The 16,554-nt window shown below is 57.0% G+C and carries 16 protein-coding genes; 11 read left to right on the forward strand and 5 right to left on the reverse strand.

The genetic code is table 11. From position 1 onward, the window contains the following. Positions 1-3 precede the first annotated feature (3 nt). Complete coding sequence (locus ACTJI7_RS22120) at positions 4-1,146, forward strand: IS481 family transposase (RefSeq protein WP_028013617.1); 1,143 nt, start codon at positions 4-6, stop codon at positions 1,144-1,146. An 82-nt stretch (positions 1,147-1,228) separates the two neighbouring features. Here ACTJI7_RS22120 and hslO read toward each other — a convergent pair whose 3' ends face one another. From hslO to ACTJI7_RS22140, 4 genes are all read right to left on the reverse strand, one after another. Continuing rightward, entirely contained in the window at positions 1,229-2,113 is an 885-nt protein-coding gene (hslO, locus tag ACTJI7_RS22125) for an Hsp33 family molecular chaperone HslO (RefSeq protein ID WP_161495995.1), read from the reverse strand. Between the two features lie 18 nt (positions 2,114-2,131). Continuing rightward, the gene (gene hslR / locus ACTJI7_RS22130; protein ID WP_028014669.1) at positions 2,132-2,533 is read right to left on the reverse strand and encodes a ribosome-associated heat shock protein Hsp15; all 402 of its coding nucleotides are present in this window, start codon (positions 2,531-2,533) and stop codon (positions 2,132-2,134) included. After that, positions 2,530-3,213 (reverse strand): GMP/IMP nucleotidase, encoded by a 684-nt coding sequence (gene yrfG / locus ACTJI7_RS22135; protein ID WP_028014668.1) that lies wholly within the window; start codon positions 3,211-3,213, stop codon positions 2,530-2,532. Before yrfG ends, hslR begins: the two co-directional genes overlap by 4 nt. Before the next feature lie 67 nt (positions 3,214-3,280). Next, positions 3,281-5,416 carry an intracellular growth attenuator family protein gene (locus ACTJI7_RS22140; RefSeq protein ID WP_028014667.1) on the reverse strand — a complete coding sequence of 712 codons (2,136 nt, stop codon included), beginning with the start codon at positions 5,414-5,416 and terminating at the stop codon, positions 3,281-3,283. Positions 5,417-5,738: 322 nt separating this feature from the next. On the opposite strand from ACTJI7_RS22140, the gene nudE reads away from it, so the two are divergent. After that, positions 5,739-6,299 (forward strand): ADP compounds hydrolase NudE, encoded by a 561-nt coding sequence (gene nudE, locus ACTJI7_RS22145; protein WP_028014666.1) that lies wholly within the window; start codon positions 5,739-5,741, stop codon positions 6,297-6,299. A gap of 79 nt (positions 6,300-6,378) precedes the next feature. On the opposite strand, the gene mrcA is transcribed toward nudE, so the two are convergent. After that, complete coding sequence (mrcA, locus tag ACTJI7_RS22150; protein WP_440671039.1) at positions 6,379-8,931, reverse strand: peptidoglycan glycosyltransferase/peptidoglycan DD-transpeptidase MrcA; 2,553 nt, start codon at positions 8,929-8,931, stop codon at positions 6,379-6,381. 120 nt (positions 8,932-9,051) lie between these two features. Between mrcA and ACTJI7_RS22155 the strand changes: the two genes are divergently transcribed. The 9 genes from ACTJI7_RS22155 (at position 9,052) to dam (ending at position 16,550) form a co-directional block, all read left to right on the forward strand. Continuing rightward, positions 9,052-9,828, forward strand: a complete 777-nt coding sequence (locus ACTJI7_RS22155; RefSeq protein ID WP_224066057.1) for a DNA utilization protein HofM — start codon at positions 9,052-9,054, stop codon at positions 9,826-9,828. Next, complete coding sequence (locus tag ACTJI7_RS22160; RefSeq protein WP_224066056.1) at positions 9,825-10,319, forward strand: PilN domain-containing protein; 495 nt, start codon at positions 9,825-9,827, stop codon at positions 10,317-10,319. Before ACTJI7_RS22155 ends, ACTJI7_RS22160 begins: the two co-directional genes overlap by 4 nt. A gap of 3 nt (positions 10,320-10,322) precedes the next feature. Beyond that, on the forward strand, positions 10,323-10,778 hold the full coding sequence (locus ACTJI7_RS22165) for a HofO family protein (RefSeq protein ID WP_047367192.1): 456 nt from the start codon (positions 10,323-10,325) through the stop codon (positions 10,776-10,778). Then, entirely contained in the window at positions 10,768-11,172 is a 405-nt protein-coding gene (locus tag ACTJI7_RS22170) for a HofP DNA utilization family protein (protein ID WP_199887122.1), read from the forward strand. Before ACTJI7_RS22165 ends, ACTJI7_RS22170 begins: the two co-directional genes overlap by 11 nt. Continuing rightward, a complete protein-coding gene (hofQ, locus tag ACTJI7_RS22175; RefSeq protein WP_440671038.1) occupies positions 11,084-12,322 on the forward strand; it encodes a DNA uptake porin HofQ in 1,239 nt (412 codons plus the stop codon). The genes ACTJI7_RS22170 and hofQ overlap by 89 nt, the downstream gene beginning before the upstream one ends. Before the next feature lie 286 nt (positions 12,323-12,608). Continuing rightward, positions 12,609-13,130: a shikimate kinase AroK gene (gene aroK, locus ACTJI7_RS22180; RefSeq protein ID WP_003861630.1), complete on the forward strand. Its 522-nt coding sequence runs from the start codon at positions 12,609-12,611 to the stop codon at positions 13,128-13,130. A gap of 57 nt (positions 13,131-13,187) precedes the next feature. Next, positions 13,188-14,276, forward strand: a complete 1,089-nt coding sequence (gene aroB, locus ACTJI7_RS22185) for a 3-dehydroquinate synthase (protein ID WP_048998971.1) — start codon at positions 13,188-13,190, stop codon at positions 14,274-14,276. Positions 14,277-14,368: 92 nt separating this feature from the next. After that, the gene (damX, locus tag ACTJI7_RS22190) at positions 14,369-15,670 is read left to right on the forward strand and encodes a cell division protein DamX (RefSeq protein WP_041911922.1); all 1,302 of its coding nucleotides are present in this window, start codon (positions 14,369-14,371) and stop codon (positions 15,668-15,670) included. Positions 15,671-15,737: 67 nt separating this feature from the next. Continuing rightward, positions 15,738-16,550, forward strand: coding sequence for an adenine-specific DNA-methyltransferase (gene dam / locus ACTJI7_RS22195; protein ID WP_028014659.1), 813 nt, complete (start codon positions 15,738-15,740; stop codon positions 16,548-16,550). Positions 16,551-16,554: the final 4 nt, after the last annotated feature.

The following is a 16,554-nucleotide window of genomic DNA, read 5'->3' on the forward strand; positions in this document are numbered from 1 at the left end:
CTTATGCCCTGGGATGCGAGAGATACCATGTCATTACGTACCGAGTTTGTGCTGTTCGCCTCGCAGGACGGGGCGAACATCCGTTTCCTCTGCCGTCAGTTCGGCATTTCTCCTGCCACCGGCTACAAGTGGCTTCAGCGCTGGGCTGAGGAAGGTGCCTCCGGTCTTCAGGACCGCTCCCGCGCACCTCATCATTCCCCGAACCGCTCATCTGACGACATCACGGCCCTGCTGCGCATGGCGCATGACCGTCATCAACGCTGGGGCGCCCGCAAGATTAAGCGCTGGCTTGAAGACCAGGGGCACCGTATGCCCGCCTTCAGCACCGTCCATAATCTGATGGCCCGTCACGGTCTGCTGCCGGGCGCATCACCGGGCGTTCCGGCTACGGGACGCTTCGAACATGACGCGCCGAACCGGCTCTGGCAGATGGATTTTAAGGGCCACTTTCCCTTTGGCGGTGGCCGCTGCCATCCGCTCACCCTGCTGGACGACCACTCCCGTTTTTCCCTGTGCCTGGCGCACTGTACCGATGAACGGCGCGAGACCGTGCAGCAGCAGCTGGTCAGCGCGTTTGAACGCTACGGCCTGCCGGACAGGATGACGATGGACAACGGCTCACCGTGGGGCGACACCACCGGCACCTGGACGGCGCTGGAGCTGTGGCTGATGCGCCACGGTATCCGGGTGGGGCACTCCCGGCCTTATCATCCGCAGACGCAGGGCAAGCTGGAGCGTTTTCACCGCAGCCTGAAGGCGGAAGTGCTGCAGGGAAAATGGTTCGCGGACAGCGGAGAGCTGCAACGCGCTTTCGATCACTGGCGCACGGTGTACAACCTTGAACGCCCGCACGAGGCGCTGGATATGGCGGTACCGGCCTCGCGTTATCAGCCGTCTGCCCGGCAGTACAGCGGCAGCGTAACGCCACCTGAGTACGATGAAGGGGTGAAGGTCAGGAAAGTGGATGTCAGCGGAAAGCTGAGCATACAGGGTGTCAGTCTGAGCGCAGGCAAGGCGTTCAGGGGAGAACGGGTCGGGCTGAGGGAGACGCAGGATGACGGCTGCTATGAAGTGTGGTGGTACAGCACGAAAGTGGGGGTGATCGACCTGAAGAAAAAGTCGATCACCATGGGTAAAGGATGTTAAAAAGTGTTCACCATGTCCCCGAACACCTGTCTACCATGTCCCCGGACTGTACAAGGGAAAGGGCAGGGTGAGGGGTAGCGTATTAATGAACCTGCGGATCTGCCGGAGAGGCGTTATTGCGGATTTCGGCGATATCCATTGAATTGAACACGTAGTGCGTACCGCAGTAGTCACAGTGCATATCAATTTCGCCGTCTTCAGCCATGATGCTGTCGATCTCTTCATCCGGCAGAGTTTTCAGTGCGCCAGCGCAGCGCTCGCGCGAGCAGGTGCACTTAAACTCCACGGACTGCGGATCGTACACGGTCACTTCTTCTTCGTGGTACAGACGCCACAGCACGTCGGTCGCCGACAGGTTGAACAGCTCTTCCGCCTTGATGGTTTCGGTCAGCGTCGCCAGATGCTCAAAGTCATTGGTCTGCGCGTCCTGCGCTGGCAGAACCTGCAGCAGCATGCCGCCCGCAGCAGGCTGGCCGTCCACTTCACCGGTACGGATGAACAGACGCGTCGGCAGCTGTTCGGAGCGCATGAAGTAATCTTCCAGGCAGGCTGCCAGGGTATCGCCTTCCAGACCGACCACGCCCTGATAGCGTTCACCTTCCTCCGGGGAGATGGTGATCACCAGGTAGCCATTGCCCACCAGCGTTTTGAGATCAGCATTTTCAGGAACGTCGCCCTGAACGCGCGCTACGCCGCGCATCTGCTGCTGGTTATTGCCGTTGATCACCGCCAGCGTCATCGGGCCGTCACCCTGCAGCTGCACGGTGATATCACCGGCAAACTTCAGCGTTGCGGTCAGCAGGCTGGTGGCAACCAGCAGTTCGCCCAACAGGGTCTTCACCGGCAGCGGGTAGTTGTGGTTTTCCAGAATCTGTTTCCAGGTTTCGGATACGGTGACCAGCTCGCCGCGCACGGCGAATTGTTCAAACAGATAGCGGTGTAATTGGTCGTGTTGGGCCATTTTCATCTCTCGTGCGGGTGAGGGTTACTCGCTCTCACCGTGTTTAAATTTCATCAGATCGCGGCGCTCTTTTTTATCCGGTCGCCGGTCCGGGTGGGGCATGGTCAGCGCATTCATTTTGCGCGCCAGCGCGGTCTTCTCGCGCTTTTCAACGCTTTCAGCCGTCTCTTCGTAAAGCAGTACGGCTTCCGATGCGGGCCGCCGCTGTTCGGTAATGGCTTTAATCACTACCGTACGTTCGTCGTTGCCCTGGCGCAGCGTTAAGGTGGCGTTCAGCTCAACCAGCTTGCTCGGCTTGCTGCGCTGGCCGTTGTAATGCACTTTACCGCCGTCAACCATTTCACGGGCAAGGGCGCGCGTTTTATAAAAACGGGCTGCCCACAGCCATTTATCCAGTCTTACCCCATCTGAGGGCTTTTCTTTCATGGCGTCTCCTTCACGGTCAGTGAGGGGATCATCTGGCGGTAGTCGTTCAGTCCCGGATGGCGCAGATAGCTTTTTTCAGCCAGGCCAGAGTCAGGATTAGTGACACCCAGACAGTAGCGAATGCCAAACGTTGCCGCAGAATCCAGAATAGGCTCGCTGTCGTCAATGAACAGCGTGCGCTCCGGCTGCAGGCCGGTCTCTTCCTTCACCGCATGCCACAACCGCTGATCCTCTTTCGGATAACCAAATGTGTGGGTGGAAAGTAATAAATCAAGGTGCGACGCCAGTCCCGTATGCTCCAGCTTCACGGCCAGGTTATGTGGATGCGCGTTAGTCAGCAAAATACGGCGCTTGCCGCTTGCTTTCAGCGCGTCCAGGAAGGGAACCGTATCTTCGCGCAGCACGGCGCGTGGTCCCTGGGCAGTGGTCATGGCACAAATATCCAAACCGAGGCGCTCGCTCCAGTAGTCCAGACAGTACCAGTTTAGCGTATGTTGCACTGCGCTATATTGCGAACGAATGAACGCCTGCGCTTCTGCCGGGGAGATACCCTGCTGCTCACCATAGGTTTCCGGCACCAGCTTTTGCCAGAAATAGTTATCAAAGGCGAGATCGAGCAACGTGCCGTCCATATCCAGCAGAACGGTGTCGACCTGCTGCCAGTCGATATCAAGATGCATAGGGGGGAACTCCAGCCAGAAGAAACGTGCGCGACAGGGTAGCACATCTTGTCGCGCAACGACGTTATCAGATCAGGCTCTCAGAGGAGGGGATCAGCTTAGGATTGAGGCAATTCTCATAATATTGCTGGATCTCAGCCAGACGCGTGCGGGAGCGCTGGTAGCGGCGCAGGGCCATAAAACCGTTCCAGAAAATGGCGATCAGCATGGCGATCATCAGCAGAGAGGTGCCAATGTAACGCCACAATCCTGCGCTGTCCGGCATCCGGTGCAGGCCGATATGGCGTGTGCCGTTGGCGTCGGTGTAGATGCTTGTGACAATCCCTTCGGCACTGAACGGCGTTTGCATCAGCATCTGCGCCAGACGCTGGAACTGGCTCCACTGCTCCTGGGCCGGGTAGTCATAAAGCGCTACCTGCGGGTAAGGCTGATCGACCAGGTCGCTGCCTTCATCGCTGGCAATCACAAAGCCGCCCGGTGCCGGACTGTTGAGCGCCTGAGCCGCCCGGGTGGTTTCGCGCATCATAAACGGCGATGTCGAGGTGGCGACCAGGTTATCAAGCGATTCCGCGCTGACCGGACGCAGCAGCACGTTGACGCCATCCAGTCGTCCCGCCTCGGCGCGTTTCACCAGCGAGTCCCAGTCTTTACTGTTCCCGAGGTTAACCAGCGCGTTCTTGAGGCGTATGCACTCATCCTGCGAGGAGCATAAGTCCTGGGTTTTCAGGACAATGTCGCCAAAATCATCCAACAGAATCATGCCTGATTTCTGGATGGCGGAACGCAGCGCGGGGCTAACGCGTGAATCATCGTCCGGTTTCGGGTGCAGCTGGCGGTTGACCGTCTGGGTCAGCGCTGTGGCTTTATTCACCACTTCGGATTCCGGCAGCGGCAGCGGCGGGGCGTCGTTCCAGATAATTTGCGAACAGTCGAACGGCGTGAACGGTGAATTCTGGCGCGTGTTCCACGCTCCCGGGGTATGGATATTACACATTCCGGTGCCTTTCAGGCGCAGCGTATCGCCCACCCGTACACCCGCTTCATCGAGCTGGTTGACGCTGGTCGCCTCGATGGTCTGCGCGCCTTTGATCCACGACAGGGTAAATTTGATGGGCATATCCAGCGGCACGAAAAGCAGCAGCATGATAAACACCAGCCCGGCGCCGGCGGCGATGACCGTGCTGCGGAGCCAGTGCTGAAGCGGGAAATTTTTCACTTCATCATGCAGAGACAGGAAGCGCCCCTGTCGCACAACGTGGCGGTCAAGATAGATATCAATATCGGTTTTCTGCCCTAAATCCTGCGCAATCCACGGTTGCCAGTGGCGCGGGTAGATCAGGTCGATAATCCCGAGTGAGATATTGTTGAGATGCTCCTGATCGTTCTCACCGAACAGGCCCCAGCGCTTTGGCGTGCCGCGCAGGCAGTGGATCTCCCGCAGCGAGGTTTTGGCCGGCGGGGCAAAGAGCCCCCACAGCCCGGCCGCAAGAAGCAACACCGCGCCACCCGCCAGCCATGGGACAAAGACGTCCGGCGTCAGCAGGCAGACAAAAAAGAGCAGGAAAGCGGCAACGATCAGGATGGCTTCACGAATACCGTCCGGACGGCTCAGGGCGTACTCTTCATGCGTCTCCTGACGAATATTCAGCAGCTCAATCTGCTCGGTCTCTTCACCACGAATAGAGGCCTGCGTTGAACTCGCGCGTTCCAGCGCAAAGCGCGGGGCTTCGTGAAGATAGTCATTCAGGGTATGGCCGTTGAGCGAGATTACCAGCGGCAGCGAATCGGTGTGAATCAGCTCAACGCTGTTTTCGTCGTTAATGTACTGCTCCCAGGACGGAGGCAGATGCACCTCAACCGAATCCAGGTAGTAGCGCCACTTGTTGGGGTCGTCAGTCGTAATGCCGTAGCGCGTGATGGAGCGCGTCACGCAGAGCACGGTGTCACTTTGCGCGTTAAGCTTAAGCGCGACAGGTGCAGTCGTGGCTCCCGTCGGCCCAGGCGTTAACTGAGAACGGTTCAGCGTTTCGAGATAGTTTTCAACTGCATCGCGCTCGTCTTGCGTGAGTTTACGCGTTGTCGCACCCGCGAAGGCATTTAAAAAGGGCAGCCGGTAACGGCGCTGTATGCGTCGCCTGTACAGCCACCCTGCAATCAATGCGCTGACCAGCATAGCAGCGAGAACAATCAAAATGGTGCTCATGCTTTCCCCATCTTACTTATCTTACAGGTGTAGTCAGTAGCACCTTTACATTGAATGAGAGTCTGTGGCTGGCTATCGGCAAGTATGGAGTCGAACTTGAGCATTCTAAAGCGCATCCCAGTGACCGGTGATGATAGCAAAGCCTGTCATGGCGCGATATCAGCAAATTCCTGGAAACATTTCAACCTCTTGACATTTGTTTTGAATTGAGGATTGATCCCTGTTGCGTTGCATAAATGTAAATAAAGAACAATTGACATTGCCGAAACCGTGCGGCATATCGCACAATAACGCCAGTTCACACTGCTAAGACCCCATCAAGATGAGCAAACCACTACAAAAACCCACCATTCTGCACGTTGAAACTGTCGCCAAATCGCGCCTGTTTAACGTCGAGAGTGTGGATCTGGAGTTCAGCAACGGTGTGCGTCGTGTTTATGAGCGTATGCGCCCCTCTTCGCGCGAAGCGGTGATGATTGTCCCTATCGTCGACGATCATCTGATTTTGATCCGCGAATACGCCGTGGGGACGGAATCTTACGAGCTTGGGTTCTCGAAAGGGCTCATCGATCCGGGTGAAACGGTCTTTGAAGCAGCAAACCGCGAGCTGAAAGAAGAGGTGGGTTTTGGCGCGAACGAACTGTCGTTCCTGAAAAAGCTGAGCATGGCGCCGTCCTATTTTTCCAGCAAAATGAACATTGTGGTGGCTGAAGATCTCTATCCTGAATCGCTGGAGGGAGATGAACCAGAGCCGCTGCCGCAGGTTCGCTGGCCGCTGGCGCATCTGATGGATCTGCTTGAAGACCCTGACTTTAACGAGGCTCGCAACGTGAGCGCGCTGTTCCTGGTTCGCGAGTGGCTGAAGGGGCAAGGGCGGCTGTAGGCCATAAAAAAGCCGGGTGGCGGCTTCGCCTTACCCGGCCTGCAATTCTTTGCCCGGTTTTTACCGGGCATTTTTATGCTTAAAACAGCTCGTGCGTTTCGCCGTTATCAATAATCTCTGTACCCACCTCATGCACCGCCTGTGTGGTTGGCTGCGTACCTTCGATAAAATACTCGGCACGGCTATTACCGCCGTTAGCGAGCTGGCCGGTGCTGCGGTCAATATTGACCGTCACCACGCCCGGTGGCGGCGTCAGCGGCTGCTCCGGCACGCCTTCAAGAACGGATTTCATGTAGGCATCCCAGGCCGGCTGCGCGCTTTTGGCGCCGCCTTCGTAGCCGGAAATCTGATCTTTAATCGCGCCGGATGCCGTGGTACGGCCTAAATCACGGCGATGATCGTCGAAACCGATCCAGACTGACGTCACCACGCCCGGCCCATAGCCGGAGAACCACGCATCTTTCGAGCTGTTAGTTGTCCCGGTTTTACCGCCGATATCATGGCGCTGCAGATCGCGCCCTGCTCGCCAGCCGGTACCCTGCCAGCCGGGTTCACCGAAGATGTTGGTGTTCAGCGCGCTCTTGATCAGGAACGCCAGCGGCGTGTTGATCACATGCGGGGCGTACTCCTGCGCGCCGGTCTGCGCCACCAGCGACTGGTTAGCCTGCTCCAGCTGCGGCTGCGGCAAGACGATATTTGGCTGCTCCTGAGAAACGGCAGGGTCTTCCATGTCCTTGTTTTCGAGCACCTCGGATTTCGGCGTATTGCCGTAAATGACCGGAATATCACACTCAGGGCAGGCAATTTTCGGCTTCGCTTCAAACAGCACGCCGCCCTGGTCGTTCTCGATTTTGCTGATGAAGTACGGGTCAACCAGGAAGCCGCCGTTGGCCATCACCGAGTATCCGCGGGCGACCTGAAGCGGCGTAAAGGAGGCTGAGCCCAGCGCCAGCGACTCGGTGCGAACGATGTTCTGCGCCGGGAAGCCGAAGCGCTGCAAGTACTCTGCCGCATAGTCGACGCCCATCGCGCGCATGGCACGCACCATCACCACGTTTTTCGACTGCCCCAGACCCTGGCGAAGACGAATAGGACCGGCATACTCCGCAGGAGAGTTCTTCGGCTGCCAGTCGGAACCGGCACCGGCATCCCAGCGGGAGATCGGCACGTCGTTTAGGATGCTGGCAAGGGTCAGTCCCTTATCCATCGCAGCCGTGTAGAGGAACGGCTTGATGTTGGAACCCACCTGACGCAGCGCCTGCATGGCGCGGTTAAATTTGCTCTGGTTGAAATCGAACCCGCCGACCAGCGCCATTACCGCCCCGTTCTGTGGGTTGATGGAAACCAGAGCCGAGTTCACATCCGGTACCTGCGCCAGCCACCAGGCATCGCCTGACTTGCGCACCCAAATCTGCTGCCCGGCCTGTACCACGTCGGTCACCTTGCGCGGCGTTGGCCCCTGCAGGGTGTCCGAACGGTATGGACGCGCCCAGCGAATACCGTCCATGCGCAGGGAGACGGACGTGCCGTCCGCCAGCGTCGCAACGGCTTCCTGAGGATCGGCCTGCGTCACTACGGCTGGAAGGAGCGGGCCATAGGTTGGAAGCGCTTTCAGCGTGCTGGTGATTTTTTTGCTGTCCCATGCGCTTTCGCCCACTTTCCAGAGCACGTTCGACGGTCCGCGATAGCCGTGACGCATATCGTAGTCCATCACGTTATTGCGCACCGCGTCCTGAGCCGCCTGCTGCACTTTACGGGTAACGGTGGTGTACACGCGATAGCCATCTTCATAGGCCTTGTCGCCATAACGACTCACCATCTCCTGGCGCACCATTTCGGTCAAATAAGGGGCAGAGAAGGCGATCTCAGGGGCGTGATAATTGGCGTCAATGACGTCGTTACGCGCCTGGTCGTACTCGCTCTGGCTGATATAGCCTTCGCTCAGCATACGTGACAGGACGACATTACGACGTGAGGTAGCGCGATCGAGCGAGTAAAGCGGGTTAAACGTGGACGGCGCTTTTGGCAGACCGGCAATGGTTGCCATTTCGCTTAGGGTGAGCTGTTCAACAGGCTTACCGAAGTACACCTGCGCGGCTGCCCCCACGCCATAGGCACGGTAGCCCAGATAGATTTTATTGAGGTACAGCTCAAGGATCTCGTCCTTGTTCAGCAGTTGCTCAATACGGATCGCCAGGAACACCTCTTTGATCTTACGCGTCAGCGTCTTTTCAGGGCTGAGGAAGAAGTTACGCGCCAGCTGTTGCGTAATGGTGCTCGCCCCCTGGGAGGCGTGACCGGAGAACAACGCAATGCTTGCAGCACGGAAAATCCCGACCGGATCGACACCGTGGTGCTCGTAGAAACGGCTGTCCTCCGTGGCGATAAAAGCTTTCACCATCACGGGGGGAATTTGGTTTAAGGTCAGCGGGATACGACGCTTCTCGCCATACTGCGCCATCAGCTCGCCATCGGCGCTATAGACCTGCATTGGGATCTGGAGACGCACATCGCGGAGCGTGGCGACATCAGGTAGCTGTGGCTCAATATATTTGTACAAACCGTAAATCGAGCCTGCTCCCAGCAGAATGCAACAGACTGCAAGGATGAATAAATACTTTACGAACTTCACCGGAGATTTCCCATTTGGTTTCACTTGGGCAGTTTCTAAACAATCGCGCGGTAGTATAAAGGCAAGCCTGATTCATTGATATAGCCGTCAAGGCGACGGGCGATAAGGAGATCGTGAAGCATGGCTTTCAAAACATGGCAAACGGGCGTTCATATTCAACAGGATAAGGTGCTGATTACGGCACTGGTCCGGGAGAGAGGCGGCTGGTGCTTACGCCGCTGGTGGGCCATTTCTCTGGCCGAAGGCATCATTCGTGACGGCAAAATTTGTCAGCCAGAAGCGCTGGCCGATGCCTTACGCGACTGGCGAAAAGCGCTCCCGCACTACCACCGGGTATTTCTCTCCTTTCCTGCTGCACGGACTCTGCAAAAAACGTTGCCCCGACCGGCTCTTGCATTGCGCGACAGCGAGCAGCTCTCGTGGATGGGGGCGGCGCTTTCGCGCGAACTGGAGATGTCGACAGAGTCCCTCTGTTTCGACTACACCCAGGACACCTTCAGCAATACGTTTCACGTGACTGCTGCACAAAACAAAGAGATTGAAACGCTTCTTGATCTGGCGAAAACGCTACGTTTGCGGCTGGCGACCATCACCCCGGATGCCAGCGCGCTGGCGAACCTGCTGCCTGCGTTAGCGCCGACGCAGTGCGTCGCCTGGCGGGATGCGCATTACTGGCTGTGGGCTATGCGCCATCAGTGGGGGCGTCGTTATACCACTGAAGCAGAAAACGTCACTGAGCTGGCGGCGCTGCTGGCCCTCAATCAGAATGACATCGCGTTCTTTGATGCCGAACGAACCCCATGGGAAACGCTGCAGCGCTGGCATGCGCCTCTTCCCGAATGCGGGGCTGACTATACCGTCGCGCTGGCGCTGGCCATGAGCGAGGTGCCTGAATGAACGTGACCAACCTCCTGCCCTGGCGTCAGCAGCGGCGCGCGCGATGCCTGCGTTTCTGGGGCGGCGTATTTGTCGGCGCATTGCTGCTCATGCTGATGGCCGTTTTTAGCGTAAGGATGAATCATCTGGTAACGCTGCGCGCGCTGCAGGCTCAACTGGCGGGTACGCAGTTCGTGCAGCGTGGTCTTGTGTCTCGCCAGCGACCCACCGCAGAGGTGCAAAACCCTGCGGGCACGCCGCAGCGCCGCGCATGGCAACCGGTGCTGGAGTCACTTTCTGAGGCCATGCCTGCGCAGGTATGGCTGACAGAGCTGCGTTATCAGCCTCCTGCTCTGATGTTGATCGGATATGCCACTACCCTGCAGGCGCTTTCTGCCTTGCGTAATGGGCTGGAGCACATAGACGGCTTTACGCCCGGTTCTGAGGGGGAACTCCGGCAGGATAGCCAGGGGCGCTGGATGTTCACTCTGCACCTGAAAAGCGAGGGGTAATGCGTGGAGACCTTGCTAGAACGCTGGTGTGAAAGTCGTCCCTGGTGTCGGCTGGTCTGCGGGGGGCTGGGTATTCTCCTGATGGGCCTGACAGCATGGGGTGTATTGCTCCGGCCAGCAGAGAGGCAGTGTGCGGATCAGCGGCAGCAGTTGAGCCAGGCGGCGCGGACTAACGCGTCGCTGTGGCCCACCGCCAGTCAGGTGCCGTTTAGCCCGCAAACCCGGACGGCACTGGAGATAAAGCCCTTTTCACCGCTCGATTTTCAGGGGGAGGGCACAAGGCTTCTTCACTGGAAGCCGTTGCAAAACGGCGGTGAACTGGCGCTGGAGGCGCAGTGGCAGGCGATCCCGCCTCTTTTTTCCCGGCTGGCGCAGCGGGATGTGCGGGTCGCTGCTTTCACGCTTGCGCCACAAAGTACGGCGTTACGCCTGAGGCTGGAGCTGGAACATGCGAAATAGCGCGAGATACCTGCTGGTTTGCTCGGCGCTGCTGTTGACCGGCATGCGCGATCCGTTTCGCCCGCCGGACGACCCCTGCGCCACAGCCGAACTGGCACAGTGGCACTACCGCGGAATGGTGGGAGGGCAGCAGCGCGTTGGTATTTTGCTGGATGGGCAACGGCGCTGGCATCGTCTGAAAGAGCACGATCGTTTCCCGGCGGGCTGGCAGATAACGGCCATCAATGAAACGGAACTGGTTGTTGATGTGGGTGACACATGCGATCCCGAAGAATGGGCGTGGCAACGAGAAGGAAAGGATAAAAATGAAGTTAAGGATAGTGCTGTTGCTGCTGGCGTTCAGCCGCCCGCTGTGGGCAGTCGCGCCAAAGCCGGTCACGCTGGTGGTGGATGACGTGCCGGTGGTTCAGGTGCTACAGGCGCTGGTTGCGCAGGAGAACCGTAATCTGGTGGTATCGCCGGATGTCGGCGGCACGCTCTCGCTCAACCTGACGCGCGTTTCCTGGCGGCAGGCGTTACAGACGGTAGTCACCAGCGCCGGACTCGTTTTACGAGAGGAGGGCGGTATTTATTATGTCCATACCGCGGCCTGGCAGCGTGAACAGCGGGAACGTTTAGAGCAGGAGCGAGCGCGTCGACAGCTTGATGCTCCGCTGGTCTCGCACAGCATCCCATTTTCTTATGCGGATGCCGGAGAACTGCAAAAAGCGGCTGAAAAGCTCCTGAGCCCAAAGGGGAGTTTATCTGTCGACAAACGCACCAACCGTCTGCTCATCAGGGATAACCAGGCGGTGCTGGAGGCGCTGCAGCAGTGGGCGGCTCAGATGGATATTCCCGTCGAGCAGGTCGAACTGGCGGCGCACATTGTCACCATTAATGAAAAAAGCCTGCGAGAGTTGGGGGTGAAGTGGAATCTTGCCGAGGCCACTGAGGCGGGCAAGGTTGGACAGCTCACGACGCTTGGCAGCGATCTTTCTGTAGCCAGTGCTACCACGAATGTGGGGTTTAACATCGGGCGGATTAACGGCAGGCTGCTGGATCTGGAGCTCTCTGCGCTGGAGCAAAAACAGCAGGTCGATATCATTGCCAGCCCGCGGCTGCTGGCCTCGCACATGCAACCGGCCAGCATTAAGCAGGGGAGTGAGATCCCGTATCAGGTTTCAAGCGGTGAAAGCGGGGCGACCTCGGTGGAGTTCAAAGAGGCGGTACTCGGAATGGATGTCACGCCGGTAGTATTGCCCGGTGGGCGCGTGCGCCTGAAACTACACATCAGTGAAAACATGCCGGGACAGGTGCTGCAGCAGGCCGATGGCGAAACGCTTGCCATCGATAAACAGGAGATAGAAACCCAGGTGGAGGTAAAAAGTGGAGAAACGCTGGCGCTGGGGGGAATTTTCTCGCAAAAGAACAAAACCGGCAGTGACAGCGTGCCCGGGCTTGGGAGCATCCCCTGGTTGGGACACCTTTTTCGCCATGATGGAAAAGATAATGAGCGGCGTGAGTTAGTGGTGTTTATTACGCCACGTCTGGTCGGTATTCACTAACGGGTAACGATCCCCGCAATGATTTTGCATTCAGTTTGTTGCAGATGTTTGACGTGGGGCATGAATTAGCATACAAGGAGTACCGATTTGAGTTGGACTTACGTCTTATTATCTTATGCGTCCGGCGCGGTGATTTAATCAGTTGCCAAACAAGCCGGAGTATTGAGATAATTTTTAGTCTGACTCTCGCTCTATTGCATATGAGGTTTCAGTTCATGTCCTGCTACGCCGGGTGTCTGCGAAGCGGGGATTACCATTAACGAATAGTCTTAGTAGTACCGATAAAATGGCAGAGAAACGCAATATCTTTCTGGTTGGGCCTATGGGTGCCGGCAAAAGCACTATTGGGCGTCAGTTAGCTCAACAACTCAATATGGAATTTTACGATTCTGATCAAGAGATTGAGAAACGAACCGGAGCTGATGTGGGCTGGGTTTTCGATGTAGAAGGCGAAGAAGGTTTCCGTGACCGAGAAGAAAAAGTGATCAACGAACTCACGGAAAAACAGGGCATCGTACTGGCAACAGGCGGCGGCTCTGTGAAATCTCGCGAAACCCGCAACCGTCTCTCCGCCCGTGGCGTAGTGGTCTATCTTGAGACGACCATTGAGAAACAGCTGGCACGTACGCAGCGCGATAAAAAGCGCCCGCTGCTGCAGGTTGAAACGCCACCACGCGAAGTTCTGGAAGCGTTGGCCGACGAACGCAATCCCCTGTATGAAGAGATTGCCGATGTGACCATTCGTACTGACGATCAGAGCGCTAAAGTGGTTGCAAACCAGATTATTCATATGCTGGAAAGCAACTGATTCTGGCTTTATATACACTCGCCTGCGGGTAAAAGCATTAAAGGTGGATGTCGCGTCATGGAGAGGATTACAGTTACTCTCGGGGAACGTAGTTACCCTATCACCATCGCGGCTGGTTTGTTTAACGACCCAGCTTCCTTTTTACCACTAAAAGCGGGTGATCAGGCGATGCTGGTCACCAATGAGACGCTGGCTCCGCTTTATCTCGACCGCGTGCGCCACCTGCTTGAGCAGGCAGGCGTAAAAGTCGACAATGTGATTCTGCCCGATGGCGAGCAGTATAAAAGCCTGACGGTACTCGATACCGTCTTTACCGCATTGCTGCAAAAACCGCACGGTCGCGATACAACACTGCTTGCCCTGGGCGGCGGTGTTGTGGGCGATCTGACCGGCTTTGCGGCCGCAAGCTATCAGCGTGGCGTTCGGTTTATTCAAATCCCTACCACGTTGCTGTCTCAGGTCGACTCCTCTGTCGGTGGCAAAACGGCAGTCAACCATCCCCTCGGCAAAAACATGATTGGCGCGTTCTACCAGCCTGCGTCGGTGGTGGTGGATCTCGACTGTCTGAAAACCCTGCCGAAACGCGAGCTGGCCTCTGGCCTGGCTGAAGTGATCAAATACGGCATTATTCTGGATGGCGAGTTCTTTAACTGGCTTGAAGAGAATATGGATGCGCTGCTGCGCCTGGATGAGGCGAAACTGGCATACTGCATTCGTCGTTGTTGTGAGCTGAAAGCAGAAGTTGTCGCGGCAGACGAGCGTGAAACCGGCTTACGTGCTTTACTGAATCTTGGGCATACGTTTGGCCACGCCATTGAAGCCGAAATGGGTTACGGCAACTGGCTGCACGGTGAAGCCGTCGCGGCTGGCATGGTCATGGCAGCCCGCACCTCTGAACGTCTTGGGCAGTTTAAACCGGAAGAGACGGCACGTATCATTGCGCTACTTGAACGTGCAGGTTTGCCGGTAACCGGGCCGCAGGAGATGTCGGCGCAGGCGTATTTACCCCACATGATGCGCGATAAAAAAGTATTGGCAGGTGAGATGCGTCTTGTACTCCCGCTTGCAATAGGGAAGAGTGAAGTGCGCGGCGGAGTGTCGCACGATGTCGTTCTTGGCGCCATTGCTGATTGCCAGCAGGCGTAACAACTAGAAAGGTCAGGCCACTGTTATCGGTGGTCGTTTAGCTTCAGGCGAAATGCAAAGACGTAGGCATAAGCCTTTGAGTGGGGTGTTAAATGGATGAATTCAAACCAGAAGACGAGCTGAAACCCGATCCCAGCGATCGTCGTACTGGTCGTTCTCGTCAATCTTCAGAACGTGATAACGAGCCGCAGATCAACTTTGACGATGTTGATCTGGATGCAGACGATCGTCGCCCTTCGCGCAGCCGCAACGCGCGTGATGAGCGAGAAGAAGAGGATTATGAGTCCGAAGAAGATTCAATGGACGAACAGCCTGTAGAGCGTCGCCCGCGTAAACGTAAAAAAGCCGCTGCGCAGAAACCGGCCTCCCGTCAGTACATCATGATGGGACTTGGCGTTCTGGTGCTTGTGCTGCTGATTGTTGGAATTGGCTCTGCGCTGAAAGCACCGTCCACCAACTCAACCGAACAAACCGCCTCCGCAGAGAAGAGCATCAACCTCTCCGGTAATGATGCGACGGATCAGGCGAATGGTGCACAGCCAGCGCCGGGCACCACTTCCGCTGAGCAGACTGCCAGCAACACAACGACGCCGCAGGATGTTTCTCTGCCGCCCGTTTCATCAACGCCTGCTCAGGGCCAGGCACCTGTCACGCCCGAAGGCCAGCAGCGTGTTGAAGTTCAGGGAGACCTGAACAATGCGCTTATGCAGCCGCAAAACCAGCAGCAGGTTGATAACGTTGTGGTTAACTCTACGCTGCCAACTGAACCTGCAACCGTCGCGCCGATCCACGGTGCTACCGCGCAGCCGCAGACGGCAGCAACGGAAACTAAACCGCGCCAGACGCAAACTGCGACGCGTCCTGAACGTAAGCAGGCGGTCATTGAGCCGAAGCGTGAAACCAAGCCTCAGGCCGTGGTAAAAGCGCCTGAAGTGAAAGCCGCACCGGCACAGCCGAAACGCACTGAAACGGCTGCCGTGAGCGAGCCGGCTAAAGCGCCAGTCACGCAGACTGCGCCGAAAGCGACGGCAACCACAACGGCACCTGCTGCCACCGCTGCGCCTGCCGCAACGGCGACGGCTTCCAGTGCTGCAGCAGGTAAAACAGCTGGCAACGTCGGTTCGCTGAAATCTGCACCGTCCAGCAACTACACGCTGCAGTTGAGCAGTTCGTCTAACTATGACAACCTCAACGGCTGGGCGAAGAAATCGAATCTGAAAAACTACGTGGTTTATCAGACAACCCGTAACGGGCAGCCGTGGTACGTGCTGGTGAGCGGTGTGTATGCTTCCAAAGATGAAGCGAAGCGCGCCGTGGCGACACTGCCAGCAGACGTTCAGGCGAAAAACCCGTGGGCGAAGCCGATTCATCAGGTGCAGGCCGATCTGAAGTAATGTTTAAAGCGCAGGATGCTGTCGGAGCTTTCTCCACAGCCGGAGAAGGTGTAATCAGTTAGTCAGCATGAAAAAAAATCGCGCTTTTCTGAAATGGGCAGGGGGGAAATACCCCCTGCTCGATGATATTAAAAAGCACCTGCCAAAAGGCGAGTGTCTTATCGAGCCCTTCGTGGGTGCGGGATCGGTGTTCCTGAACACCGATTTTTCTCGTTATATCCTGGCGGATATCAACAGCGACCTTATCAGCCTCTATAACATCGTTAAGCTGCGTACCGATGAGTATGTGGAAGAGGCGCGCAAGCTGTTTACGCCAGAGAACAACAGCCCTGACGTTTACTATCAGTTCCGCACGGAATTTAATCAGAGCCAGGATCCGTTCCGCCGCGCGCTGCTGTTCCTTTACCTCAACCGTCATGGTTACAACGGCCTGTGCCGGTATAATCTGCGCGGCGAATTTAACGTGCCGTTTGGTCGTTATAAGCGCCCGTACTTCCCGCAGGACGAGCTGTATCATTTTGCGAAGAAAGCGCAGAATGCAGAGTTCCACTGCCTCTCCTATGAAGAGTGCATGGAACTGGCAGGCGTAAACTCGGTGGTTTACTGCGATCCGCCTTATGCGCCGCTGTCTGCGACGGCGAACTTCACCGCCTACCACACCAATAGCTTCAGCCCGGCCGAACAGGCCCGCCTGGCGGAGATGGCGGAAAAACTGGTCAGCAAAAGAATTCCGGTGTTAATTTCAAATCACGATACCCCTGATACGCGCGAATGGTACAAAGCCGCGAAGCATTTTCAGGTTAAGGTGCGGCGTAGCATTAGCAGCAACGGCGGCACACGTAAAAAGGTGGACGAACTCCTGGCTCTTTATCGCCCCTGAGCCG

Origin of the sequence: Enterobacter sp. 22499, assembly GCF_052044815.1 — a bacterium.
Classification (GTDB): Bacteria; Pseudomonadota; Gammaproteobacteria; order Enterobacterales; family Enterobacteriaceae; genus Enterobacter; species Enterobacter bugandensis.